Genomic DNA, 24186 nt, shown 5'->3' on the forward strand with positions numbered 1-24186 from the left:
GAGCCTAATGGACTCCCCGGGGCGCTCGCGCGCGGTGTGGGCGGCCTCCGATTGACGGATGGTGACAATCCAGTGGCCCTCCGGGGATCCCGGATCGTAATGTGCGGAGGTCGGTAGGGACACTTACACATCCCCGGGGGGATCCTTATGTCCGTTGAAAGTCTGAGACGGGCTGCCCGGGAGAGCGTGTCGGGTCTGCCGAAGGCGTTCTGGTGGCTCTGGGCGAGCACGCTGGTGAACCGGCTCGGGGCCTTCGTCGCCACTTTCATGACCTTGTACCTGACCTTGGACAGGGGCTACTCGGCCACCTTCGCGGGGCTGGTGGTCGCCCTTCACGGGCTCGGCGGGGTGATCTCGTCGCTCGTCGCGGGGGTGATGACCGACCGGCTGGGTCGGCGTCCGACGCTGCTGGTGGCGCAGGCGTCGACCGCGTTCTCGGTGGCGCTGCTGGGGTTCATGGAGCACCCGGCGGCGATCGCCGCGGCGGCCCTGCTGGTCGGGATGACCTCGAACGCCTCGCGGCCGGCGGTCTCGGCGATGATGGCGGACATCGTCCGGCCCGAGGACCGGGTACGGGCCTTCGCGCTGAACTACTGGGCGATCAACCTCGGTTTCGGGATCAGCGCGGCGGTGGCGGGTCTGGTCGCGCAGTACAGCTACCTGGCGGGTTTCCTGGGCGAGGCGGCCCTGACGTTGGCGTGCGCGGTGCTGGTGTACGTGAAGCTGCCGGAGTCGCGGCCGGAGCGGCCGGGGCGGGCCGGGGCGGGCTCCGACGGCAAGGGGTTCGTCCCCGAGCCGGAGGTGGGGATGGGGACGGTGCTGCGGGACGGGCGGTTCATGGGGGTCGTCGGCCTGTCGTTCGTCATTTCGCTGATCTTCACGCAGGGCTCGGTGGGGCTGCCGGCGGCGATGGGCGCGGCCGGCTTCTCGCCGGCCGAGTACGGCCTGGTCATCGCGGCCAACGGGCTGCTGATCGTGGTCCTCCAGATCCCGGTGACGCGGTTCATCGAGCACCGGGACCCGCGCAAGCTGCTGGTCGCCTCGGCGCTGCTGGCCGGGTACGGGTTCGCGATGACGGCGTTCGCGGGGCCGCTGTGGGCGTACGCGCTGACGGTGTGCGTGTGGACGCTGGCGGAGATCGTGAACTCGCCGACGCAGATGGGACTCGTCGTCCGGCTGTCGCCGGTGCACGGGCGGGGGCGCTACCAGGGGATGTACACGATGTCCTGGGCGGTGGCCTCGCTGGTGGCCCCGCTGATGGCCGGGGTGGTGCTGGACCGGCTGGGCGCGGACTGGCTGTGGGGCGCCACGGGGGTGCTGGGAACGGTGGCGGCCGCGGGGTACTGGGTACTCATGCGGAACCTGCCGGACGAGGCGGACGCGGAGTCCGGCGGCACGGGCCGGCGGGCCGGCGGCGGAACGGGCGGCCGGGCCGTCGCGAGCGGGACCTTCACGGTCGAGGTCGATGGGGCCGATGTGATCCATGTGGTCGATGTCGAGGTCGCGGGCACGGGCGGCGCGAAGCCCGTCGCGACGGCTCCGGCGGCGTAGCACCGGTCGACGCGTACCGGCCGGCGGGGCCCCGTCCTCGGGGCTCCGCCGTCAGCCTTCCCGTGACGGCTGCGTCAGGTGCTTGAAGGCGTCCAGGTTGCGGGTCGATTCGCCGCGCGAGACGCGCCACTCGTACTCGCGGCGGATCGCGCCCGCGAAGCCGAGCTCCAGCAGGGAGTTGAAGGCACCGTCGGCGGCCTCCAGGACGGTGCCCAGCAGCCGGTCGAGGTCGTCGGGGGTGATGACGGACAGCGGGAGGCGGCCCGTCAGGTAGACGTCGCCGAGCGGGTCGACGGCGTAGGCCATCCCGTACAGCTTGAGGTTGCGCTCCAGCAGCCAGCGGTGGACGCCGGCCTCGTTCTCGTCCGGGTGGCGGATCACGAAGGCGTTGACGGAGAGGGAGTGCCGGCCGACGCGCAGGGAGCAGGTGGTGCTCAGCTTGCGCGTGCCGGGGAGCTGGACGACGTACGAGCCCGGTTGCGGGCTCTCCCAGCTCAGCTCGGCGTCGGTCAGGACGCCCTCGATGATCGCGGCGGTGTCAGCCATGGTGGGAGCGTACGCGACGCCGATGATCATGCATGGCGGCGGTGTAGACGTCGGCGGTGCCGCCTGCGGCGGTGTCCCAGCCGAAGAACTGCGCGTGCCGCGCGGCCTGCCCGCCCATCCGATCGGCCAGCCCCGGCTCGTCGACGAAACGTCGCAGCTCACGGGCGTAGTCGACGGGGTCGTGGCCGGGTACGAGGATGCCCGTGACCCCGTCGTTGACGGCGACGGGCAGCCCGCCGACGGCGGCCGCGAGGACCGGCGTACCGGCGGCCTGGGCCTCGATGGCGACGAGCCCGAACGACTCGTTGTACGACGGCATGACCAGCACGGACGCGGCGCGGAACCAGTCGGCGAGCCGGTCCTGGTCGACGGGCGGGTGGAAGTGCACGAGGTCGGTGATGCCGAGCTTCGCGGCGAGCTTCTGCAGCCCCTCCGGCTTGGCGAGGCCGCTGCCGGAGGGCCCGCCGACGACGGGGACGAACAGCCGGCGGCGCAGCGACGGGTCCTGCGCGACCAGCTCCGCGACGGCCCGCAGCAGGATGTCCGGGGCCTTCAGCGGCTGGATGCGGCCGGCGAAGAGGGGGATCACGGCGTCCTGCGGGAGGCCGAGGCGGGCGCGCGCGGCGGCCCGGCCGTCACCGACGGTGAAGCGGTCGAGGTTGACGCCGGGGTGGACGACGGCGACCTTGCCGGGGTCGGCCTCGTAGTGCCGTACGAGCTCGTCGGCCTCCTCGGCGGTGTTCGCGATGAGGCGGTCGGCGGCGGAGACGATCTGGGTCTCGCCGATGACGCGGGCGGCGGGCTCGGGGGTGTCGCCGACGGCGAGCGCGGCGTTCTTGACCTTGGCCATGGTGTGCATCGCGTGGACGAGCGGGACGCCCCAGCGTTCGGCGGCGAGCCAGCCGACGTGGCCGGAGAGCCAGTAGTGGGAGTGGACGAGGTCGTAGTAGCCGGGGCGGTGACCGGCCCAGGCCTGCATGACGCCGTGGGTGAAGGCGCAGAGCTGGGCGGGCAGCTCCTCCTTGGCGAGGCCCTCGTACGGGCCGGCGTCCACGTGGCGTACGAGGACCCCGGGCGCGAGCTCGACGGCGGGCGGCAGGCCGCCGGTGGTGGCCCGGGTGAAGATCTCGACCTCGACGTTGATCGCGGCGAGGCGCTTGGCGAGCTCGACGATGTACACGTTCATGCCGCCGGCGTCGCCGGTGCCGGGCTGGTGCAGCGGTGAGGTGTGCACGCTGAGCATGGCGACGCGGCGCGGCTTGCGGTGGTGCCCGACGGCCGGCAGGCGCAGTCGCGGCGTGTCGTTGCGGGTGCCGCGCGCGGCGGCGAGGCGTCCGCTGATGCTGCCGCCGAGACGGGACACGTACTGGCTCAAGGGAGCAGTTCCTCTCGCTCGGACGACGCGCTGGACGACGCGCACGGACGGTGGTGGCGGGCCGCCCCGTGGGGCGGCATGACTGCGGGGACGCTGTGGGGCGCCCTGCAAGGAGTGCAACCCGGACGGGCGCCGCCCGCATTCCGGGGCGGGCGGACTTTCCTTCGCTGTTTGCCGGTTTTTTATCCGGCCTGGGCCCTCCGCTTAGGCTCGGCGCATGGCTTCCCGCAGCACTCCACCGCCCCCGAAGCGCCCTGTGGGCACCGTGACGCGGGGAACGACGAACCCGAACCGGCTCCGCCGCATGGACCGCTGGATCGCGGCGGCGCACGGGGCCGCGCTGCGCCGCGCGGACGCGCCGGTGGCGGTGGACCTCGGGTACGGGGCGGCTCCCTGGACGGCGGTGGAGTTGCTGGCGCGGCTGCGGGAAGCGGCGCCGGCGGTGCGGGTGGTCGGCATCGAGATCGAGCCCGCGCGGGTGGCGGGGGCCAAACCGTACGAGCGGGACGGGCTGAGCTTCCGGCACGGCGGCTTCGAGGTGCCGTTGGACGGGGGCGAGCGGCCGGCGCTGATCCGCGCGGCGAACGTGTTGCGCCAGTACGACGAGGAGCAGGTCGCGCAGGTGTGGGAGCGGCTCCGCGCGCGGTTGGCCCCGGGCGGGTTGCTCGTGGAGGGGACGTGCGACGAGATCGGTCGGCGGCACGTGTGGGTGGCGCTGGGGCCGGAGGGGCCGCGCACGGTGACCTTCGCGACGCGGCTGGGCTCCCTGGAGCGTCCGTCCGACCTGGCGGAGCGGCTGCCGAAGGCGCTGATCCACCGGAACGTGCCGGGTGAGCCGGTGCACGCGTTCCTGCGGGACTTCGACCGGGCGTGGGCGGCGTCGGCCCCGTACGCCTCGTACGGGGCGCGGCAGCGCTGGATCCGGACGGCGCGGGCGCTGTCCGCGGACTGGCCCCTGGCGGACGGTCCGGCGCGCTGGAGGCAGGGGGAACTGACGGTGCGGTGGGAGGCGTTGCGTCCGGTGGGGTGACGCGCACGCGATGGGGTGAACCTCGCGCGGTGGGGAACCGGCTTCGGGGGCGGCCCGTTGAGTCGGCAGGGGTGGGCGGGGCGTGGCCGGTCATGATCGGACCGTGACCCGCAAGGGTGTTGGAATTCACCGAGTCGTGGCACCATCCCGGAGACAGTGACAAGTTACTGATGAATAGTCAGATCTGATGTCGGGTGAGGCACCTGTCGTCCGGTCGGACTCGGGGCGCCTGGGGGAGCCATGGGGACCGCGAAGCGAGCGTCGCGTCGGCACGGGGCATCGGCCCTGACACTGCTGTGCGCGATGGCGATACTGACGGCCCCCGCGATCGCGGGGGGCACCGCGTACGCGGCTCCGGCCGCGCCGGTCCCGTCCCCGGCGCCCTCGGCGCCGACCGCGACACCCGGGTCGCCCGCGACCGCGGCCCCCGGGGCGAAGTCGCTGGAGCAGATCCGCAAGGACATAGAGGGGCTGTACCGGCAGGCCGGCAGCGCGACGGACGCGTACAACCTCGCGGAGAGCGAGACCAAGGCCCAGTCCGAGCGGATCGTGGAAATCGCGAAGCTGGTCGTGGCGGGCCAGGACCGGATCTCCGGCCTGAAGTCCCGCGCGGGCGCCGCGGCGCGCGCCCAGTACCGCTCGGGCGGCCTGCCGCCGGGCGCGCAGCTGGCGTTGAGCGACAGCCCGGGCCAGTTCCTCGACGGGGCGAACCGGTTGCGGCAGGGCGAGAAGGCCACCACGGACCTGCTGTCCGAACTGAACCGGACCCAGAGCGACTTGGAGCGGTACGCGAAGGACGCGGGCGCGCTCTGGCAGAAGATGGAGGAGAACCGGGCCAAGCAGGAAGCCGCCAAGAAGGAGATCGAGGGGAAGATCAAGGCGGCGGAGGAGCTGGAGAACAAGCTGGAGGCCGAGGAGAAGGCCCGGCTGATCCAGCTGGAGCAGGAAGCCCAGTACAAGGCCCAGACGCAGTGGCTGTCGACGGGCGCGTTGAAGGACGCGAAGGGCTCGGCGACGGACGCCGGGAAGCGGGCGGTGCAGTTCGCGACGGCGCAGATCGGAAAGCCGTACGTGTGGGGCGCCACCGGGCCGAACTCGTACGACTGCTCCGGTCTGACCTCGCAGGCCTGGTTGGCGGCCGGCAAGGGCATCCCGCGCACCTCGCAGGAGCAGCTGCGCCTGCTGCCGAAGGTGGCGATGAAGGACATACGACCGGGTGACCTGATCATCTACTGGGACGACGCGAGCCACGTCGCCATGTACGTCGGGGACGGCGCGATGGTCCACTCGCCCCGTCCCGGGCGGAGCGTGACGATGGCGGGCGTCGGCTCGATGCCGATCAAGGCCGTGGTCCGCCCCGACGCGTAGGCACCGGCCCAGCGGGTGTCCGTCGACGGGGTCGGGGACGGGGTCGGGGCGCGGCGTCGGTCGGGCCCGTGCGCAAGGGTCCGGCCGCGTGAGGGTGTTCGGTGTCACGCGTGCGGGGTTCCGCGGACCCCGGCGGGCCGGGGGTGTGCAGCATCACGCGCGAAGGTGGTGGGGTGCGGCCGGGGCCCGGGTGTGCGACGTCACGTACGGGGGCCCGACAGGGGCTTCCGCGGTGGGGCGCGGGGCCTCGGCGAGCGGGACGGGGTTGTGGGGGTTCCGTGACGTTGGTCATCCATCGGCCCGCTTATCCCCCGCGATAACGGCATATGACGGAGGCCCTCCCCCGGACCGCCATTCCGTTCGTCGCCACCCTCCCGCTAGGGTCGGCCCATGAGCGCACCCTCGGGGGGAGGGAAGGAACCGGAGACGATGTCCGTACCCGTACCGCGGCAGCGGGACACCCCGCCCCTGGAAAGCGGTCCGGCGGTTCTTTCCGTCACCCCCGCGACGCCCGGACCGGGCCCCGCACCCCTTCCGGCCCCCGCACCCGCCCCGGCACCGCAGACGTCACTGACCCTGCTGGTGATCGAGGACGACCCCGCGGGCGGACTCACCGTCCCCGAGATCCTCGACGCCGACGGCCACCGCATCCGGCTGCGCAGCGCCCGCAACCTCACCGAGGCCGCGCGACTGCTCACCCCCGACGTGCACTGCGTACTGCTCGACCTCTCGCTCCCGGGCACGGGCGCGGACGCCGAGGACGGTCTCGCGACCCTGCGCCAGGTGCTGCGGCTGGCCCCGCGTCACGCGGTCCTCGTCCTGACCTCCGAGGCCGACGCCGAGCGCGCCGCCGAGGCGGTCCGCGTCGGCGCCCAGGACTTCCTCTTCCGCGACGAGCTCGACGGCAGGCTGCTCAGCCGCGCCATCCGCTACGCCGTGGAGAGAAAGCGGGCGGACATCGCCCAGTACAAGCTTGCAGAATCGAAACTGCGGGCCCAGGAGAACGCCCGTCTGGAACGCGGTCTGCTCCCCACGCCCCTCCTGGAGGGCTCGGACCTCCGCTTCGCCGCCCGCTACCGGCCCGGCCGCAGTCGGGCCCTGCTCGGCGGGGACTTCTACGACACGGTGCGCACCCCCGACGGCACCGTCCACGCGATGATCGGCGACGTCTGCGGCCACGGCCCGGACGAGGCGGCCCTCGGCGTCGAGCTGCGCATCGCCTGGCGCGCCCTGACCCTGGCCGGCCTGTGCGGGGACGACCTGCTCTCCACCCTTCAGGAAGTGCTCGAAGTGGAGCGCCCCTGCGAGGAGATCTTCGCGACGCTGTGCACGGTCGACATCGCCCCGGACGGCCGCCGGGCGGGCCTGTGCCTGGCCGGGCACCCGGCCCCGCTGATATCCCGGCCGGGCCGACCGGCGCGGCTCCTGCCGTACGAGAACAGCGGCCCGGCGCTCGGCCTGCTGCCCCGGGCCCGCTGGCCCCGCCGCCAGGTCGAACTGGGCGGCGCCTGGAGCCTGATGCTCTACACCGACGGCCTGATCGAGGGCCACATCGGTGAGGGCAAGGAGCGCCTCGGGCAGGACGGCATGGTCGAGATGATCAACCGTCATCTGGACCGGGGACTGACCGGCGAGGCACTCCTGGAGGCTTCCGTCACGGAGGCCCGCCGCCTCAACGGCGGCGAACTCACCGACGACGTCGCCGTGGTCCTGCTCTCCCGCAACGCGGGCTGAGCCGGAGCCCGGCCGGCGACGACGCCCACCGGACCACCGGCTACGGACCACCGGCTACGGACCACCGGCCGCCGTTGTACGGCCGGATCACCGGCCGCCGTTGTACGGCCCGTACGGGCCGTCGCTGCTGCTGCCGCGGCGCTTGCCGCCGCCGCCCGTGACCTGCTTGAGCGCCGGGCGGACGTCGACGAGGAAGACGATGGTGGCCACCAGGCCCGCGATCTGCAGGAAGAGCATCGCCAGGAAGAAGTCCACCACCACGGTGACGCCGAGGATGACCAACCAGAAGGTCTTGGTCTGCTTGTCGGCCGCCGTGTAGGCCTGCGCGCTCGGCATCACCGCCATCACGAACGCCACGACGGCGAGCGCCAGCATGGCGTAGCCGAACAGCGGGAGCACCCCGTTGTCGAACCCCTGCATCAGCATCGTCTCAACCGCCCTTTTCCCGTTCGGCACGCCTGACTCCACGCTACCGCCGGAGCCGTCTTCCCAAACGAGAACGAACCGGGCACCGCTCAGGTGCCCGGTCCGATCCCGTCGATCAGGCCTCGCCGCCGGTCGTGGCGGCGGTCTTCTTGGCCGTGCTCTTACGGGCCGTGGTCTTGCGCGCGGCCGGCTTCGCCTCGGCGGTACCCTCCGCCGCGTCGGAACCGTCCGCCGTGTCGGAGGTCGCCGTGTCCGAGGTCGCCGCGTCGGCAGCCGCGGCGTCGGTCGTCGCGGACTCCTGCGCCGGCTTCGCCTTCGGGTCGGGCTCCACGACGTCGGCCAGGTCCACGATGTCGTCGGAGATCTCGCCGCGCCACGCCCGTACGGCCTGCTCGCCGTGCTCGGCGACCTTGTCGTAGGTCTCCTTGGCGCGCACCGCGTACTCGGCGGCCACGCCGACGCCGCGCAGCGCCAGGTCCTGGGCGGTCTCGCCCAGCTTCTTCGGGTCGATCGCCCCGAAGACCTCGGCGACCTTGGCGGTGACCGCCTCCTGCGCCTCCTTGGCCTTCCCCTGGACGACCTTCGGGTCGGTGTTCACGACGGCGTCGATCCGCGCGGGGGCCTCGGCGCGCAGCTGCTCGATGAGGCCGGGCACCTTCTTGGCCTGCTGTACGGCCAGGTCGGCGGTGCCCGCGGCGAAGTAGAGGGGGGTGGGGTCGGTGAGGGTCTTCTTCAGGTCATCGGCGATGGCCATGTGCTGGTCCTCCCGGATCACAGTCAGTTCGTAGGGGGCAGGTCCCCGTCGTCGGCAATGGCACCACCGGAGTCCGCGGCCGGACCGGAGGCGGCGTCGGCGGCCGCCTCGTCCTGCGCGTTCTCCTTGCGGAACGAGTCGTAGATCTGGAGCAGCACCTGCTTCTGCCGCTCGTTGATCGACGGGTCGGAGAGGATGACGGCTCGCGTCTCCACCTCGTCGCGGTCCCGTTCGTCCAGGATTCCGGCCTGCACGTACAGCGTCTCCGCGGAGATCCTCAGCGCCTTGGCCAGCTGCTGGAGGATGTCCGCGCTCGGCTTGCGCAGCCCGCGCTCGATCTGGCTCAGGTACGGATTCGACACCCCCGCCGCGTCGGCCAACTGCCGCAGGGACAGTTGAGCCTGCCGCCGCTGGTCGCGGAGGTACTCGCCGAGGTTTCCGACGTTGAGCGATGCCATGCCCCGATCCTGCCGCACCCCGCTAACTTTTGCAAGCAGCTGCTTGCAAAAGCGCGCACCCCGGCCCGGGGCAGGGGCGCGTGGGATGCTGGGGGCGTGAATCTGGAGGACCTCGTACGGCTGCGGCGGGCTCGGGACGCCATGGACCGGGACTACGCGCAGCCGCTCGACGTGCCGGCGTTGGCGCGGGTCGCCCTGATGTCCTCCGGGCACTTCTCCCGCAGCTTTCGGGCCGCCTACGGCGAGACGCCGTACGGGTACCTGATGACGCGCCGCATCGAGCGGGCGAAGGCGCTGCTGCGGCGCGGGGACCTGAGCGTGACGGAAGTCTGCTTCGAGGTCGGCTGCACCTCGCTCGGGTCGTTCAGCTCGCGCTTCACCGAGCTGGTCGGCGAGACGCCGAGCGCGTACCGGGCCCGCGGCCACGAGGCGGGCGCCGCGATCCCGGCCTGCGTGGCCAAGGTGTCCACGCGCCCGCTCAGGAACCCGGAACCGGTCAGGAACGGAGAAGCGGGAACGGGCGACGGCTCGTAACGTCGAGGGCATGACCATCAAGCTCTCGCAGTGCTTCATCGCAGTCGACGACCACGACAAGGCGCTCGCCTTCTACCGCGACGTCCTCGGCATGGAGGTCCGCAACGACGTCGGCTTCGAGGGGATGCGTTGGGTGACCGTCGGGTCCCCCGCGCAGCCGGACGTGGAGATCGTCCTCGAACCGCCGCTCGCCGACCCCAACGCCTCCGCCGCCGACAAGCAGGCCATGGCGGAACTGCTGGCCAAGGGCATGCTGCGGGGCGTCATCTTCGCCACCGACGACGTCGACGCCACCTTCGAGCGGGTCCGGGCCGCCGGCGGCGAGGTCCTCCAGGAACCGGTCGACCAGCCGTACGGAGTCCGCGACTGCGCCTTCCGCGACCCGGCGGGCAACATGCTCCGCTTCAACCAGCCCCGCAAGCGGTAGCCGACCCCACCGACCCCAACCCCACCGGCGACGGCCCTTCCCAGGGGGCCGGCCGCCGGTTCCGCAGACCCGGGAGCCGGGGCACCCGTACCCACCTTTTAGTGGGTACTTGGCATGCCCCCGCGCCCGGGCCAGGCTTGTTCCGGGCGGCCGAGGGGCCGCCCGGAAACGGGTCGGGAGGGGCGGGGGTGGGCAGGTGGGCGTACGTCAGGAGGCCGGGCGTTCCTCGCCGACGCCGGTGAGCCGCTCCAGGCGGCGGTGGCCCCAGTCGGAGACCGGGCCCAGGGCCGTGGAGAGGTCGCGGCCGAAGTCCGTCAGGGAGTACTCGGTCTTCAGCGGCAGCACGTCGTGCACCTGCCGGTGCACGAGGCCGTCCGCCTCCATCTCGCGCAGGGCCTGAGTCAGCACCTTCTCGCTCAGGCCCGGCAACTGCCGGCGCAGCTCGCCCGGGCGGTGCGGGCCCGATTCCAGCAGCCACAGCAGCGCGGTCTTCCACTTGCCGTCGATCACCGCGATCGCAGCCGTCACTCCGCAGACCTCCGTGTCCTGCGCCCGACCGCGCGTCATCCCCGCCCCGTTCCCGATCCGTAGTCGTCGCGTCGTTCTCTTACTGGGAGTTGAACCATGTCCACGTCCACCCCCGCGTCCTTCGAACAGTCTGCCGTCACCGTGCTCGGTCTGGGGCCCATGGGCCGGGCCCTGGCCGGCGCCTTCCTCGACGCCGGGCTGCGCACCACCGTCTGGAACCGCACCCCGGGTCGGGAGCGCGAGCTCGTCGGGCGCGGGGCGGTCGTCGCCGCGACGGCCGAGGAGGCCGTCGCCGCGAGCCCGTTGACCGTGGTGTGCGTGGTGAACTACGACGCGGTGGACTCCGTACTGCGCCCCGAGGCGGTCGCCTCGGCGCTCGAGGGCCGCGCCCTGGTGAACCTCACCGCCGACACCCCCGAGCGGGCCCGGGACACCGCGCGGTGGGCGGAGCGGCACGGCATCCGCTACCTGGACGGCGCGATCATGACGCCGAACACCACCATCGGCACGGACCACGCGGTGTTCCTGCACAGCGGTCCGCAGGACCTGTACGAGGAACTCCGTCCCGTGCTCCACACGTTGGGCGGCGCCCACACCCACCTCGGGACGGACACCGGCCGCGCGGCGGCGTACGACATCGCGCTGCTGGACGTCTTCTGGACGGCGATGGCCGGCTGGGCGCACGCCCTGGCGGTGGCCCGGGCCGAGGGCATCACGGCGCGGGAACTGGCCCCGTTCGCCGCGGGCATCGGGGCGATCCTGCCGCCCCTCTTCGAGGAGACCGCGGCGGAGGTGGACGACGGCACCTTCTCCGGCGAGGACAACCCCCTCACCTCGGCGGTGTCGTCCATGGCCCACATCGTGCACGCCTCGGAGGCGCACGGCATCGACGCGGGCGTGATGCGCGCCGCCGAGGGCATGGCCCGCCGCGCCGTCGGGCTCGGCCACGGGACGGACGGGTTCGTCCGGATCGCCGAGGTCCTCGGCCGCCGCTGAGGGAACCGCCGACGCCCCCGCCGCCACCCCGTCAGCAGGCGGGCGCGGCGGCGGGCCCGGGCGGCTCAGCCCTCCAGGGCCGTCAGGTCGAGCTCCGCCAGGCGCTGCGGGTCGGACAGCACGTCGATCGCCACGATCCTCCCGTCGACGACGGTGAAGGCCATCACGGAGACCGCGCGGGCCTGCGGGACCACGACCACGCCCGCGGCTCCGTTGATCAGCGCCGGGCGGGTGAACGGCGCGAGCGGGCCGAAGGTGACCGCCCGACTCGCCACGGTCCGGGCCCCGGTGAGCACGACGGTGTGCCGGCCGCCGATGCCGCCGTCCGAGCGGAGCACCACGTTCGGATCGAGGACGGCGACGAGCGCCTCGAACTCCCCGTCCCGCGCCGCGGCGAAGAAGGCGTCGACGGCCTCGCGCTGGCGGGCCGGGTCGGCGTCGGGCGCGGGCGCCTGCCCCCGCACCTTGCGGCGGGCGCGGCTCGCGAGCTGCCGGGTCGCCGGGGCCGTCTTCTCGATCAGCGGGGCGATCTCGTCGAACGGCACGGCGAACATGTCGTGCAGGACGAAGGCCAGCCGCTCGGCCGGCGCCAGCGACTCCATCACCACCATCAGCGCCAGTCCCACCGAGTCCGCGAGCAGCACCTCCTGCTCGGGATCGACGCCCCGCTCGGGGCTGATGACCGGGTCGGGCATCCGGATGTCGGCGCCCTCGACCGGCTCCATGGGCTCCTCACGGCGCTGCGCGCGCGAGCGCAGCATGTTCAGGCACACCCGCGCGGTGACCGTCGTCAGCCAGCCGCCGAGGTTCTCGATGCCGCTCGGGTCGGTGCGGCTCAGCCGCAGCCAGGTCTCCTGGAGGGCGTCGTCCGTCTCGCTGAGCGAGCCGAGCATCCGGTAGGCCACCGCCCCGAGGTGCGCCTTGTGTTCCTCGAAACGCTCCGTCGGTGAAGAACTCTCGTCCACCTGTCACATCCCTTCCCCCGTGCCGCACCCGTCCGTACGGAAGATCAACTTGCCGGGTCGGGCAGGCGGAGGAAAGGGCTCCGCAGCCGCCCGCGCCCTCCGGTCCCGTACGGGGCGACGGGCCCGGGCCGGACCTACGCCACCGGCGCCCGCCCGATCACCACCGTCGCGTACAGCTCCTCCGAGCTGACCGCCCGGACCGCGAGGCCGCCCGCCGTCAGGGCGGAGGCCGTCACCGGCGACTGCCGGGCGCTGGTCTCGATGAGCAGGTGCCCGCCCGGGGCCAGCCACCGCACGGCCTCGGCGGCGACCCGCCGGTGGACGTCCAGACCGTCCGCGCCCCCGTCGAGGGAGACGAGCGGCTCGTGGTCGCGGGCCTCCGGCGGCATGAAGCCGATCTCCTCCGTCGGCACGTACGGGGCGTTGACCACGAGCACGTCCACCCGGCCCCGCAGCTCCGCCGGGAGCGCCGCGTACAGGTCGCCCTGCCAGACCGAGCCCCCGTACGGGGCCACGTTGCGCCGCGCGTACTCCAGCGCCGCCGGGTCGATGTCGGCCGCGTGCAGCTCGACGCCGCCGGGGACCTGGGAGGCCACCGCCGCGCCGAGGGCTCCGACCCCGCAGCACAGGTCCAGTACGACCGCGCCGGGCCGGGTCAGTCCGACCGCCTCCTGCACCAGGAACTCGGTGCGCCGGCGCGGTACGAACGCCCCCGCGCCGACCCGCACGCGCAGTCCGCCGAACTCCGCCCAGCCCACGACGTGCTCCAGCGGTTCCCCGGCGACGCGGCGGGCGACCATGCCGGCCAGGTGTCCGTCGTCGTCGGCGGCAGACACCAGTAGGTCCGCCTCCTCCTCAGCGAAGACGCAGCCGGCCGCGCGCAGGCGTTCCACGATCGATGCCACGGGTGATTCGGTCCTCTTCGGTCGTCGGGGGTCGGGTCGTCGGGGGGGCGGGTCGTCGGGCAATCGGGTCGTCGGGGGACGCGCGCCCCCGGCCGTCAGAAGACGTCCGGGCACCACGGCCGGCGCGCGGTGCGCAGCACCGCGTCCGCGAGGGCCACCGCCCCGGGCCGCAGCTCCGTCACCTCGCCCAGCGCCGCCAGCCGTACGGCCGAGGCGTCGCCGAGGTAGAGGGCGCCGAGCCCGGCCGCGTCGAGCCGCAGGTCGGCCGGATCCTCCGTACGGGAACAGGTGCCGGCGCCCGCGTCGAGGCGGTAGCGGCCCTCCGCCGGACCGTCGGGGTCGGTGACCTCCAGGACGAGCACGCCGGGGACCTCGTACGTCCGCGCGGCCAGCGCCCGTACGACGTCCAGCACCCGCACCCACAGGAAGTCGGCGGCGGTCACCAGCGCGGCCGCGCGCGGGTCGGGCAGCAGCTGCGGGAGGAGGTCGTCGGGGGCGCGGTAGCCGGTGCGGACCTTGGTGACCCAGTCGACGGAACACAGGAAGTGCCACAGCGCCCGCTCGGCGGCGGGGGTCGGCGCGATCAGGTCGCGCACGCGCAGGGTGTTCCGGGGGGTCTTCGCGTCGGTCCAGTGCTCGTCGACGCCGTAGATCACCAGACCGGCGATCTCGCCCCCGGCGCTCCGGTACACGGCGTGGAACTTCTCCTTGTACGGCGCGTGCGACATCTCCCGCGCGCCCGTCAGCACGTCCCACCAGCGCGCGTCCCGGTCGATCATGCCGGGCTTGCCGGCCCGCATCCGCTCGTGCAGCGCGGGACCGACCCGCCGGACCTCGGCGGCGTCCACCAGGTCGATCCGGCCGCCGTCGGCGGGGACCGGCAGGCGGCGGTCGAGGCCGGTGCGCGGTACGTCGATCTCCCACTCGGCGACGGAGCTCGCGGGGCCGAAGCCGTAGCGCCCGTAGATCGGGTACTCGGCGGCGATCAGGGTGGCCAGGACGTCCCCGCGCTCCCGGCAGGCCGTCAGCTCGGCGGCCATCATCCGGGTCAGCAGGCCCTGGCGGCGATGGGTGGGCAGCACGGCGACGGAGGAGATCGCGCTGCACGGGACGACGGCCCCGCCCGGGACGGTCAGCTCCTGGGCGAAGGAACGGAAGCTCGCGACGCAGCGGCCGGTGTCCCGGTCGAAGGCGCCTTGGAGGCGGGCGAGGTCGGTGGTCCCGGCCCGAAGGGCCACATCGGAGTCCGTCACCCGGTTCGGGGTGAGGAAGCCGGTGTTCAGGGCTTGCAACCAGTCGAGGATCTCGGACGCGGTGATCGGGCGGACATCGGCGCTCATAACGGCTCACGCTAATCGCCCGGACGGCCCGGGTCGCCCGAATTTCGCGCCGCCCGCCCGCCGCCCGCCCGGTGCCCGCCCGCGCTGCCGCACTGCCGCGCCACCGCGCTGTCGGCCGGGTCGGGCCGGGCCCTAGGCCAGCAGGTCGTCCACCTGCGCCTCGCCCTCCCGGTAACGACGGGTGATCTCCGCGCTGGAGTCGTCCGCCAGTCGCTGGAGCTGCTGCCGGCGCCGCGAGACCTGCTGCTCGTAGCGGACCAGTCGGCCCATCGCGTCGTGCAGTTCCGCGTCGGTGCGGGCGTCCAGGTCGGACAGCTCCACCTCGGAGAGCATCTCGGCCGCCAGCAGCCGGAACTCCTCGTTGTGCGGGGTCCCGAGCGTGACGTGGCGGGCGGACGGCCTGCGGCTGGACGGCGCGTCGGCGAGGATCTCGGAGAGCCGGTCCACCACCGGCGCCTCGGGGTCCGTCCGGCGGGCGAGTTCGGCGCGCAGGATGTCGATGCGGCCCTGCAGGAGTCTGCGTACGTAGCTCAGGTCGGCCTCGTCGCGCTGCGCGTCGCGGCGCAGCGCGCGCAGCTCCGGCAGGCCGAGGGCGGTGGCGGCGGTGGCCAGGGGGCTCGTGCCCTGGGCCTCGCCGGTGCGCTGTGCGGGCGGTCGCCCGGTGGCGGGCGACGCGGGTGACGCGGGTGCAGGTGCGGAGGTACCAGAGGTGTTCATCGTTCGTATCCGTCCCCTCGACCGGTGCTGGGGGCACCGCCTGCGTGCATCGTGCCACTCTCCGTGGTGCCGACGCAGTCCCACTGCACCCGATCGGCCCCGGACGGGTGCACGCCTGGTACACAGGTGGTATGCGAGCAGTGGTGCAGAGGGTGGACGGCGCGAGCGTGGTCGTGGCCGGTGAGACGGTCGGCGAGATCGTCGGCGAGGGATTGTGCGTCCTGGTGGGGGTGACCCACGACGACACTCCGGAGAAGGCGGCGCTGTTGGCGCGCAAACTGTGGTCCGTGCGGATCCTGGAGGCGGAGAAGTCGTGCAGCGACATCGACGCCCCACTGCTGGTGATCTCCCAGTTCACGCTCTACGGGGACGCCCGCAAGGGCCGCCGCCCCACCTGGAACGCGGCCGCGCCCGGCCCGGTCGCCGAGCCGCTGGTCGACGAGGTCGTGGCGCAACTGCGGGCGCTGGGCGCGACGGTGGAGACGGGCCGGTTCGGCGCGGACATGCGCGTCTCGCTGACCAACCACGGCCCGTTCACCATCGTCATCGACATCTAGGCCGACCCATCCGGATCGGCGTCGGGGCGCTACGGCGCCACGACGACCTCCTGCGCGGCGGCGGTGGTCCCGACGAGCAGCGGCGCGTCCACGGGGACGTTCCGCTTGACCAGGGCGAGGGCGATCGGGCCCAGCTCGTGGTGGCGCACGGCGGTGGTCACGAAGCCGAGTTGGCGGCCCTCCTCCCCGTCCGCGGCGAGCCGTACGGGCGTGCCGTGCGCGGGGAGCAGCACCTCGGAGCCGTCCAGGTGCAGGAAGACCAGCCGGCGCGGCGGCTTCCCCAGGTTGTGGACGCGGGCGACGGTCTCCTGTCCCCGGTAGCAGCCCTTCTGGAGGTGGACGGCGGTGCCGATCCAGCCCAGCTCGTGCGGGATGGTGCGGTGGTCGGTCTCCATGCCGACGCGCGGGCGGTGCGCCTCGACGCGCAGGGCCTCGTAGGCGAGCAGGCCGGCGGCCGGGCCGTGCGCGGCGGCGAAGGCCTCCAGCTCGGCGCGGGGGAGGAAGACGTCGCGGCCGTGCGGGGTCTCGCGTACGGCGAGGTCCTTGGCGACCTCGGTGATCGAGCCGGCGGGGAGGTGGACGACGGCGAAGTCCGCGGTGCGGTCGGCGACTTCGACGCGGTAGAAGAACTTCATCGCCTCCAGGTAGCCGATCAGGGCCTCCTGGGTGCCGGGCTCGACGTGCGCCCAGACCGTCTCCCCGTCGTCGACGAGGTAGAGGGCGTGCTCGATGTGCCCGTTGGCGGAGAGGATCAGCGCCTCGGTCGCCCGGCCGGCGGGGAGGTCGGTGACGTGCTGGGTGATCAGCAGGTGCAGCCAGCCGAGCCGGTCCGCCCCGGTGACGGTGACGACTCCGCGGTGGGAGAGGTCGACGAAGCCTCGGCCGTCGGCGAGGGAGCGTTGTTCGCCGTAGAGCTCTCCGTAGTGGGCGGCGACGCCCTCGTCACGGCCTTCGGCCTGTACGGCGCCGGGGAGATGGAGCAAAGGGCTGCTGGTCATGCCACCAAGCGTACGACCCCGGCGGCGCGGCGCCCGGGGCGCTCCCCCGGGGTCAGGACAGCTCGGGGGAGGCGTCCGCCGCGCGGCGGGCGGCGCACTCCCGGCACAGCCCGAAGATCGCGAAGTGCTTCATGTCGGTCTCGAAGCCGAAGTCGGCCCGCAGTTTCGCCGTGAACTCGGCGGCGACGTCCAGGTCCGCCTCGATGACCTCGGTGCAGTCCCGGCACACCAGGTGGATGTGGTGGTGCCGGTCGGCGAGGTGGTAGGTGGGGGCGCCGTGCCCGAGGTGCGCGTGCGAGACCAGGCCCAGCTCCTCCAGGAGCTCCAGGGTCCGGTAGACCGTCGAGATGTTCACCCCGGAGGCCGTCCTGCGGACCTCGACGAGGATCTCGTCGGGGGTGGCGTGCTCCAGGGCGTCGACCGCCTCCAGCACAAGCTGTCGCTGCGGTGTCAGCCGGTATCCGCGCTGCCGCAGGTCGCTCTTCCAGTCGGTGCTCACCACCCGGCCAGTGTAAGCGCGCGAAGGGGACCGCGGTCGAGTCCGCGGTCCCCTTCGTTTCGTACGACTGTCCGCCCGACCGTCCGCTCGGCGGACGGTCGGCCGTCGGCTCAGCGGAAGAAGGCGATGCCGTCCTCCGGGAGCTCCGGCAGGTTGCGCGCCATGTCGGCGATCTCCTCCGGGGTGACGACCTTCTTCAGCTGCGCCGACATGTACGGGCGCAGCTCGACGTCGGGCGTGGCCTTCTCGCCGACCCACATGAGGTCGCTCTTCACGTACCCGTAGAGGCGCTTGCCGCCGCTGTACGGGCCGGAGGCGGCCGTACGGGCCACCGCGTCGGTCACGACGTCGATCTGCGGCTTCTGGTGGGCGAGGTCGCCGTACCAGACCTCGACGACGCCCTGGTCGCGGACCATGACGATCTCGACCTTGCGGTCCGCGTCGATGCGCCAGTAGCCCGACTCGGACTCCAGCGGGCGCACCTTGTTGCCCTCGGCGTCGAGGACCCACGTGTGGGAGGTGTACTCCAGGAAGTCCCGGCCGTCGTGGCTGAAGACGACTTCCTGGCCGAAGTTGCACTTCTCCTCGCCGGGGAAGTCGAAGACGCCCGCGCCCTCCCAGTTTCCGAGGAGGAAGGCGAGGGGGACGAGGCCCGGGTTCAGGTCGGAGGGGATCTGGATCATGGTTGGCTGCTCAGGCGATCTGTTCGAGGGGTTCCGGGGTGGACGGCTGCGCGCAAGCTCAGCGCTGACCCTGGTACAGCTTCTTGACGGCCAGGACCGTGAAGGCCATGACGCCGACGCAGACCAGGACCAGCAGGGAGGTGAAGACTGCCTCAAGCACGGGGTGCTCCTCGGGAGGATTCGATGGCGGGGTACGGGCCGGTCCCCAAGCGTACTGGCCCGGGGACCGGCGCACTCTGCGAGGTGGGCCGTACGCCGTCCGGCGGGTCAGCCGAGCAGCTGGTGCTGGAGGATCACCGTCTGGTGGAGCGGCACGGCGGGCACCTCTCCCTTGCGCGTCTGAAGGATCACGGCCTGGACGTCACCGGACTGCACGCAGGCGGCCCGGACCTGTTCGTCACCGATCGGAGCGGATTCCTCCATCACGGTCACGCCGGTGGTGTCGGGGGCCTTCTGGTCGACCTTGGCCTTGCCCCAGACCGCGTCCGCCTCGATGCGGTTGACGCCGCTCAGGTTCATGTCGGCGCCGCAGCCCGCGAAGGCGTCGGCGAAGCCGGAGGAGTGGAATCGCAGCAGGTAGACGCGGGTGCGGGTGCCGTCGGGCATGGTCCAGCCGCGGCCCACGATCTGGCGCAGGCCGTTGCCCGCGAGCCCTTCCTTCAGCTTCTCGCGCGCGGCGCCCTCGTACTCCTCCATGAGGGTGTCCACGGTGACGACGGAGTCCTTCTCCAGCTTCAGGCCCGGGTCCGGTACGGAGCCCTTCGGCGCGGGCAGCAGCAGCTGGGTCAGGCCGGCGTAGTGGGTGCCGTCCTCGTTGTCCTTGGCGAAGGGCAGCGGGGCGCCCGGCGGCAGGGTGGGCTTGGCCAGCACCGGGTACGCCCAGCGGCCGTCGTCGAGCGTGGCGAGCCCGGGAAGGTCGGTGCGCTCGGGCTGCACGACGCCGTACGCGGCGCCCGCGCCGGCGGCCGCGAAGACGAGGACGGCGGCGCTCCGGCGCAGCACCGTGAACAGCTTGCGGCGGTCCTTGGGGGGCGCGGGGGCGGCGGGGGACGCGGCGGCGGCCGGGGCCGTGGGGGCGGCCGGGGGCGCGGGCTCGGGGGGCGACGGGTCCGTGGGGGCCGGTGCCGGGACGGCCTGCGGAATCGTTTCCGCCGGGGTGTGCTGCTCGGTCACGCGGACTCCCCCGGGGACTTCAGGTGGCGCAGCTGGTTCTTGAGGAAGTCGACCGCGTCCGTGGCGTAGAAGCCGGACTTGGGGCCGTAGGCACGGAAGTCGACCATCACGTCCCCTTCGACGGCGACGCAGTACATGGACTCGATCTTCTCCTTCTTCTCCTCGCCCACGGCCAGCAGCGCGCACTTGGCGTCCGGGTAGCCCTCGACCTTCGGCGCCTCGCGCTTGTCGCCGACGATCTCCAGGAACGTCTTCGAGGCCCCGGCGAAGGAGTTCACGGCCTTCGGGTCGGCCTGCATGATCCTGACCTCGACGGTCAGGTTCCCGGCCCACTTCGTGTAGGTGCGTCCCGCCTGACCCTTGAGGTCGAGTTCGGCCAGCATCTCGTCGCGCTTCTTGCGCTCCGAGGTGGACAGGCCCTTGCGGATCTCCTTGAGACCCTCGACGGCCTTGTCCCCCGAGACGACGAAGTCGTTGCCCTCGACGCCGAAGTCGGGTCCGAGCTCGTAGCTCGACGGCACCGGGAGCAGCTTGGCCGACACCGCGTTCTCGGGCACGCTCGGCGGCTCGGGCGCCTTCTGCGGCTCCTCGCCGGCGGCGGCCCAGTAGGCGGTGGGCGCGGTGCGGTCGGCGTCCTCGACGGTGGCGGACGCCCAGACCCCGGAGCCCACCAGGACGGCCAGGCTCAGCACACCGACCACCAGCGGGCCGGCCTTGACGCGGCTCCCGGTCGGGGCGGCGGGGGCGGCCGGTGCGACCGGAACCGGTCCGGGCGCCGTCGCCGCGGGGGCGGCGGCGGAGGCGGCGGGGGCGGCCGGATCCGTCGTCGTGTCGTTCGTCGGCTCGGTCACAGTCGCTCCAGCTGTCGCTTGGCCAGGTCGATGACGTTCGATTCGGCGATGTTTCCGCCCCGGTTGTCGTCGTAGAAGATCTCCAGGACCACGTCACCGCGCCGTACGAGGGCCCGCGAGCTGCGGTACGGCTCGTAGCCGGGCTCCTGCCGCGCCTTCGAGTCCACCCAGGCGTGACCGAGGTCGTCGGGCACTCCGGGAACGGACACGCCGGGATTGCCGGCGCGTTTCGCGCTCGGCATGCCCGCGCTGTAACCCTTCTGGTACTCGTCCGCGCCTTCGCGATCCCCGAACTGGATGAGCCGGACGGTGACGTGATACCGGTCGTTCGTGGACCACGAGGTCAGCGCGACCCTGCGGAGACCGCCCGTGACGAAGTCCCGCAGGGCCCCTTCCGGGTTCTCGTAATCGGCCGCGAAGAAGTCGAGGGACTCGTAGCCCGGCGATTCCTCCACCTTCGCCCCCGACGGCGGCTCCAGCAGCAGCTTCGTCAGGTCGTCGTCGGTCTTGTGCCAGCGGTTGGCGTTGATCGACTTGAGCGTCGTCGCGCCGTCCGCGGCCAGCGGCTTCGGCGCGTCCAACTTCTGCTGCGCCAGCGGGGGCAGGGGGGTCGGTTCGCGGTGGTACTGGATCGCGTAACCGGTGACCGTGCCGGCCAGGGCGCCGAGTACGAGGGCGGCGGCGATCAGGAGCGTCGTACGCCCACGCCGTCGGCGACTCGGGGCGATTTCGGCGGGCGCGCCATCCGAATTCACGGACGGAAACTCCGGAGTGCCCGATTCCGGCGCGTTCTCCGCCGGTTTGGGCAACTCGGGCACGGTCTGTTCTTTTTCCAAGGGAGGTCCCCCCACAGGACTGGAGGCGCCGGGTGATTACCCGCGCACAGCCAAGACGGACCTCGACCGGAAGTAGTTGTACCGAACCCTTATTACGTTTTTATATAGGCGGGTTTCATTCGTCCCGACGCCGCTTTCCGTCCAGTTCGTCCCACCATTCGTCCGATTTCCGATCGCCGGAGGGGTCGTCCCACCACCGGTCGTCGGGGCCGCGCCGGTTCGCGACCATCGCGGCGACCGGCGGGATCACCATGGCGACCACACAGAGGGCCACCGCGGCCTCCACCGACCACAGGCGCACGAAGGACCAGGCGGAGACGAACAGGAACAGGCATCCGCCCATGAGCAGGAAGTAGGCGCGTCGGCGCCGGGCGTACATACGTCCAGGGTAGGTCCGTGGAGACCCGAACGGCCCGGGACGGGACGACCCCGGACGGCACGAAGGGCCGCACCCCGTTCCAGTGGCGTCCAACCCCCGGGGGTGCGGCCCTTCGGCCGGTCAATCGCTGCGGTGTGCGGTGCTCAGACCGCGATCGCGACGTCCGTCACGCCGCCGACCTCGGCGACCACGACGTTGCGGTCGGCCGTGGCGCCCGGCACGAGCGCGCGCAGGGTCCAGGAGCCGGTGGCGGCGTAGAAACGGAACTGGCCGGTCGCCGAGGTCGGGACCTCGGCGGTGAACTCACCGGTCGAATCCAGCAGGCGGACGTAGCCGGACACCGGCTCGCCGCCCTGGGTGATCTGGCCCTGGATGGCCGTTTCACCGGGCTTCAGCGTCGCGAGGTCGGGCCCGCCGATCTGTGCTCCACACATGTTCTCTGTCCTGTCCTGGAGAGGTCGTACTGCTACTGGCTACTGGTGCCCTGCGCGCCCGGCAGGGTTACTTGTTGGGGCCGAGCTCGATCGGCACGCCGACCAGCGAGCCGTACTCGGTCCACGAGCCGTCGTAGTTCTTGACGTTCTCCTGGCCCAGGAGCTCGTGCAGCACGAACCACGTGAGCGCGGAGCGCTCACCGATGCGGCAGTAGGCGATGGTGTCCTTCGCCAGGTCGACCTGCTCGGCCTGGTAGAGGGCGGTCAGCTCGTCGTCCGACTTGAAGGTGCCGTCGTCGTTGGCGTTCTTCGACCACGGGATGTTGCGGGCGCTCGGGATGTGGCCCGGGCGCTGCGACTGCTCCTGCGGGAGGTGCGCCGGCGCGAGCAGCTTGCCGGAGAACTCGTCGGGCGAACGGACGTCGACCAGGTTCTTGGTGCCGATCGCGGCGACGGCGTCGTCGCGGAAGGCGCGGATCGAGGTGTCCTGGGCCTTGGCCTTGTACGAGGTGGCCGGGCGGTTCGGGACGTCCTTGCCGTCGACCAGGTCGCGGGAGTCGAGCTCCCACTTCTTGCGGCCGCCGTCGAGGAGGCGGACGTCCTGGTGGCCGTAGAGCTTGAAGTACCAGTAGGCGTAGGACGCGAACCAGTTGTTGTTGCCGCCGTAGAGGACGACGGTGTCGTCGTTGGAGATGCCCTTGGCGGAGAGGAGCTTCTCGAAGCCCTCCTGGTCCACGAAGTCACGGCGGACCGGGTCCTGGAGGTCGCTCTTCCAGTCGATCCGGACGGCGTTGGTGATGTGGTTCTTGTCGTAGGCGGACGTGTCCTCGTCCACCTCGACGATGACGACGTTGGCGTCGTTCAGGTGGGCCTCGACCCAGTCGGCGTCTACGAGGACGTCACTGCGGCTCATGGTGTTCTCCTCCGGGGCAGTGTGCGGCGGGGTGGTGCTGGTGCTGCTGCGGGGCTGGCAGTGCGGTTGCGCGCCGTTCCGGATGTCACGCTCGAACCCTGCGCGGGGAGGCGCCAGGGGGGCGGGAGGCAGGTGCGGTCACGCGGCTGAAGGGCCGTCGTCCGGCCGGTGGAGCGGAAGGCTCACACCGCTACATGGAGCGACAGAGCATGGCGGCGACGCGACACAGGTCTACTGCCCGCCGCTTCGTGAGGTCCGCCTGCTGATGCTTCATAGGCATGGATCGTAGGGACGAATCGGCCGCCCTGTCACCGTTGTGTCATATGTCGAGACAGGATCGTCCGAATGGTGGGACGAGAAAGCCCCGGCGGGCCGCCGCGCGGCCCCCGGGGCTCCTCGTACGGCCCGTTCATCTGCGGATCGGACCGCGCCGTCTCACGATCCGGCCAGCGTCACGTCCGTGCCCGTCAGCGTGAGGTGCACACCGGCCTCGTCGGCGGTCAGCGCGGACAGGCCGAGCCCGGCCGGCAGGCCGCCGTCGACGGTGCGGTCGAAGTCGGTGCGCTTGCGGACCTCGCGCTCGATCCCGGGAATGCCCTCACCCGGGACCTCGTCGGCGCGCACCCGGACGATCTTGCCCTTGCCGTCCTTCGCGTCGACGAGGGTCACGGTCGACACCACGTGCCGGGTCAGGGACTGGCCGAGGAACTCCAGCGTCGCGGTCACCTTGACCTTGCCGGGCGTCCCGCCGTAGGTCAGGACCACGCCGTTCTGGGAGGCCTGGGTGAGGTCCGCGTAGGAGATCAGCGCGGTGCCCTCGGCCCGTCGGGCCGTGCCGCCGGTGTAATCGCCGTTCAACTTCACCTCGCGGAAGCTCGCGTCGATCTGCGAGAGGCGCGTCTTGCGGCCGTCCGCGGTGGCCTCGACGCCGGTCAGCTTCAGGTTGACCCGGTCCAGGTCGTGGCTGAGGGCCTGCGTCAGGAACGGGAAGCCCTCTATCTCGACCTCCGCCTTGCCGCCGGCCCCCTGCCGCGCCTGGATGCGTTCGGCCAACCGCTCCTCGGCGTAGCCGACCGCCCAGCGGTCCGCGCCCACGAACAAGGCCCCCAGGACCACTCCGATGATCAAGACGACGCGCAGGAAACGCACGTGCCCTCCCCCTACTAGTCGGTACGTGCGTTCTAGTGGACCATGAACGGCCGTGGGGGC

At 72.4% G+C, this 24186-nt stretch carries 29 protein-coding genes; 8 read left to right on the plus strand and 21 right to left on the minus strand.

The annotated features are described in order from the left end of the window. The first annotated feature begins 147 nt into the window (after positions 1 to 147). Complete coding sequence (locus ACFY0I_RS17440; RefSeq protein ID WP_388896035.1) at positions 148 to 1551, plus strand: MDR family MFS transporter; 1404 nt, start codon at positions 148 to 150, stop codon at positions 1549 to 1551. 51 nt (positions 1552 to 1602) lie between these two features. Here ACFY0I_RS17440 and ACFY0I_RS17445 read toward each other — a convergent pair whose 3' ends face one another. After that, on the minus strand, positions 1603 to 2097 hold the full coding sequence (locus ACFY0I_RS17445; protein WP_388896038.1) for a YbjN domain-containing protein: 495 nt from the start codon (positions 2095 to 2097) through the stop codon (positions 1603 to 1605). Next, positions 2090 to 3472 (minus strand): D-inositol-3-phosphate glycosyltransferase, encoded by a 1383-nt coding sequence (gene mshA, locus ACFY0I_RS17450; RefSeq protein WP_388896040.1) that lies wholly within the window; start codon positions 3470 to 3472, stop codon positions 2090 to 2092. Before mshA ends, ACFY0I_RS17445 begins: the two co-directional genes overlap by 8 nt. 217 nt (positions 3473 to 3689) lie before the next feature. Between mshA and ACFY0I_RS17455 the strand changes: the two genes are divergently transcribed. The 3 genes from ACFY0I_RS17455 (at position 3690) to ACFY0I_RS17465 (ending at position 7604) form a co-directional block, all read left to right on the plus strand. Continuing rightward, the gene (locus ACFY0I_RS17455) at positions 3690 to 4502 is read left to right on the plus strand and encodes a class I SAM-dependent methyltransferase (protein ID WP_388896042.1); all 813 of its coding nucleotides are present in this window, start codon (positions 3690 to 3692) and stop codon (positions 4500 to 4502) included. 240 nt (positions 4503 to 4742) lie between these two features. After that, a complete protein-coding gene (locus tag ACFY0I_RS17460) occupies positions 4743 to 5870 on the plus strand; it encodes an NlpC/P60 family protein (protein WP_388896045.1) in 1128 nt (375 codons plus the stop codon). Positions 5871 to 6260: 390 nt separating this feature from the next. Further along, a complete protein-coding gene (locus tag ACFY0I_RS17465; RefSeq protein ID WP_388896048.1) occupies positions 6261 to 7604 on the plus strand; it encodes a PP2C family protein-serine/threonine phosphatase in 1344 nt (447 codons plus the stop codon). A gap of 87 nt (positions 7605 to 7691) precedes the next feature. On the opposite strand, the gene ACFY0I_RS17470 is transcribed toward ACFY0I_RS17465, so the two are convergent. The 3 genes from ACFY0I_RS17470 to ACFY0I_RS17480 all read right to left on the minus strand — a co-directional run bounded on the left by ACFY0I_RS17470 (position 7692) and on the right by ACFY0I_RS17480 (position 9242). Then, positions 7692 to 8030, minus strand: coding sequence for a DUF2516 family protein (locus ACFY0I_RS17470; protein ID WP_388896050.1), 339 nt, complete (start codon positions 8028 to 8030; stop codon positions 7692 to 7694). Between the two features lie 115 nt (positions 8031 to 8145). After that, a complete protein-coding gene (locus tag ACFY0I_RS17475) occupies positions 8146 to 8784 on the minus strand; it encodes a hypothetical protein (RefSeq protein WP_388896052.1) in 639 nt (212 codons plus the stop codon). A gap of 23 nt (positions 8785 to 8807) precedes the next feature. Further along, the gene (locus tag ACFY0I_RS17480; protein ID WP_388896055.1) at positions 8808 to 9242 is read right to left on the minus strand and encodes a helix-turn-helix domain-containing protein; all 435 of its coding nucleotides are present in this window, start codon (positions 9240 to 9242) and stop codon (positions 8808 to 8810) included. A gap of 96 nt (positions 9243 to 9338) precedes the next feature. On the opposite strand from ACFY0I_RS17480, the gene ACFY0I_RS17485 reads away from it, so the two are divergent. After that, positions 9339 to 9776 carry a helix-turn-helix transcriptional regulator gene (locus ACFY0I_RS17485; protein ID WP_388896058.1) on the plus strand — a complete coding sequence of 146 codons (438 nt, stop codon included), beginning with the start codon at positions 9339 to 9341 and terminating at the stop codon, positions 9774 to 9776. Positions 9777 to 9786: 10 nt separating this feature from the next. Continuing rightward, complete coding sequence (locus tag ACFY0I_RS17490; RefSeq protein WP_385578154.1) at positions 9787 to 10203, plus strand: VOC family protein; 417 nt, start codon at positions 9787 to 9789, stop codon at positions 10201 to 10203. Positions 10204 to 10410: 207 nt separating this feature from the next. On the opposite strand, the gene ACFY0I_RS17495 is transcribed toward ACFY0I_RS17490, so the two are convergent. Next, on the minus strand, positions 10411 to 10770 hold the full coding sequence (locus tag ACFY0I_RS17495) for a winged helix-turn-helix transcriptional regulator (RefSeq protein WP_388896061.1): 360 nt from the start codon (positions 10768 to 10770) through the stop codon (positions 10411 to 10413). Positions 10771 to 10827: 57 nt separating this feature from the next. On the opposite strand from ACFY0I_RS17495, the gene ACFY0I_RS17500 reads away from it, so the two are divergent. Beyond that, complete coding sequence (locus ACFY0I_RS17500; protein WP_388896064.1) at positions 10828 to 11727, plus strand: NAD(P)-dependent oxidoreductase; 900 nt, start codon at positions 10828 to 10830, stop codon at positions 11725 to 11727. A gap of 65 nt (positions 11728 to 11792) precedes the next feature. Here ACFY0I_RS17500 and ACFY0I_RS17505 read toward each other — a convergent pair whose 3' ends face one another. From ACFY0I_RS17505 to ACFY0I_RS17520, 4 genes are all read right to left on the minus strand, one after another. Continuing rightward, complete coding sequence (locus tag ACFY0I_RS17505; protein WP_388896067.1) at positions 11793 to 12692, minus strand: sigma-70 family RNA polymerase sigma factor; 900 nt, start codon at positions 12690 to 12692, stop codon at positions 11793 to 11795. 134 nt (positions 12693 to 12826) lie between these two features. Next, positions 12827 to 13597: a putative protein N(5)-glutamine methyltransferase gene (locus tag ACFY0I_RS17510; protein ID WP_388896069.1), complete on the minus strand. Its 771-nt coding sequence runs from the start codon at positions 13595 to 13597 to the stop codon at positions 12827 to 12829. 95 nt (positions 13598 to 13692) lie between these two features. Further along, positions 13693 to 14937 (minus strand): GNAT family N-acetyltransferase, encoded by a 1245-nt coding sequence (locus ACFY0I_RS17515; RefSeq protein ID WP_388896071.1) that lies wholly within the window; start codon positions 14935 to 14937, stop codon positions 13693 to 13695. Between the two features lie 132 nt (positions 14938 to 15069). Further along, the gene (locus ACFY0I_RS17520; RefSeq protein ID WP_388896074.1) at positions 15070 to 15654 is read right to left on the minus strand and encodes an AmfC protein; all 585 of its coding nucleotides are present in this window, start codon (positions 15652 to 15654) and stop codon (positions 15070 to 15072) included. Positions 15655 to 15785: 131 nt separating this feature from the next. Here ACFY0I_RS17520 and dtd point away from each other — a divergent pair, with 131 nt between their 5' ends. Then, positions 15786 to 16211, plus strand: a complete 426-nt coding sequence (dtd, locus tag ACFY0I_RS17525; protein ID WP_388896077.1) for a D-aminoacyl-tRNA deacylase — start codon at positions 15786 to 15788, stop codon at positions 16209 to 16211. Between the two features lie 29 nt (positions 16212 to 16240). Here the strand turns inward: dtd and ACFY0I_RS17530 are convergent, their stop codons facing one another. From ACFY0I_RS17530 to ACFY0I_RS17580, 11 genes are all read right to left on the minus strand, one after another. Then, positions 16241 to 17209 (minus strand): YgfZ/GcvT domain-containing protein, encoded by a 969-nt coding sequence (locus ACFY0I_RS17530; RefSeq protein WP_388896079.1) that lies wholly within the window; start codon positions 17207 to 17209, stop codon positions 16241 to 16243. 52 nt (positions 17210 to 17261) lie between these two features. After that, positions 17262 to 17711 carry a Fur family transcriptional regulator gene (locus ACFY0I_RS17535; protein WP_388896081.1) on the minus strand — a complete coding sequence of 150 codons (450 nt, stop codon included), beginning with the start codon at positions 17709 to 17711 and terminating at the stop codon, positions 17262 to 17264. A gap of 107 nt (positions 17712 to 17818) precedes the next feature. Beyond that, the gene (locus tag ACFY0I_RS17540; protein WP_281203667.1) at positions 17819 to 18391 is read right to left on the minus strand and encodes an FABP family protein; all 573 of its coding nucleotides are present in this window, start codon (positions 18389 to 18391) and stop codon (positions 17819 to 17821) included. 267 nt (positions 18392 to 18658) lie between these two features. Then, on the minus strand, positions 18659 to 19564 hold the full coding sequence (locus ACFY0I_RS17545) for a hypothetical protein (RefSeq protein WP_388896084.1): 906 nt from the start codon (positions 19562 to 19564) through the stop codon (positions 18659 to 18661). Next, positions 19561 to 20415, minus strand: coding sequence for a hypothetical protein (locus tag ACFY0I_RS17550; RefSeq protein WP_388896087.1), 855 nt, complete (start codon positions 20413 to 20415; stop codon positions 19561 to 19563). The genes ACFY0I_RS17545 and ACFY0I_RS17550 overlap by 4 nt, the downstream gene beginning before the upstream one ends. After that, positions 20412 to 21170, minus strand: coding sequence for a hypothetical protein (locus ACFY0I_RS17555; protein ID WP_388896089.1), 759 nt, complete (start codon positions 21168 to 21170; stop codon positions 20412 to 20414). The genes ACFY0I_RS17550 and ACFY0I_RS17555 overlap by 4 nt, the downstream gene beginning before the upstream one ends. A 196-nt stretch (positions 21171 to 21366) precedes the next feature. Beyond that, positions 21367 to 21630 (minus strand): DUF3099 domain-containing protein, encoded by a 264-nt coding sequence (locus ACFY0I_RS17560; protein WP_388896092.1) that lies wholly within the window; start codon positions 21628 to 21630, stop codon positions 21367 to 21369. 143 nt (positions 21631 to 21773) lie between these two features. Beyond that, positions 21774 to 22064, minus strand: a complete 291-nt coding sequence (locus tag ACFY0I_RS17565) for a DUF1416 domain-containing protein (RefSeq protein WP_388896095.1) — start codon at positions 22062 to 22064, stop codon at positions 21774 to 21776. Between the two features lie 67 nt (positions 22065 to 22131). Next, a complete protein-coding gene (locus ACFY0I_RS17570; RefSeq protein WP_388896097.1) occupies positions 22132 to 22977 on the minus strand; it encodes a sulfurtransferase in 846 nt (281 codons plus the stop codon). A 190-nt stretch (positions 22978 to 23167) separates the two neighbouring features. After that, positions 23168 to 23257: an Ms5788A family Cys-rich leader peptide gene (locus ACFY0I_RS17575; protein ID WP_353962230.1), complete on the minus strand. Its 90-nt coding sequence runs from the start codon at positions 23255 to 23257 to the stop codon at positions 23168 to 23170. 155 nt (positions 23258 to 23412) lie between these two features. After that, positions 23413 to 24126: a DUF2993 domain-containing protein gene (locus ACFY0I_RS17580; protein WP_388896100.1), complete on the minus strand. Its 714-nt coding sequence runs from the start codon at positions 24124 to 24126 to the stop codon at positions 23413 to 23415. Positions 24127 to 24186: the final 60 nt, after the last annotated feature.

It is taken from the genome of Streptomyces sp. NPDC001568 (genome assembly GCF_042893755.1).
Taxonomy (GTDB): Bacteria; Actinomycetota; Actinomycetes; order Streptomycetales; family Streptomycetaceae; genus Streptomyces.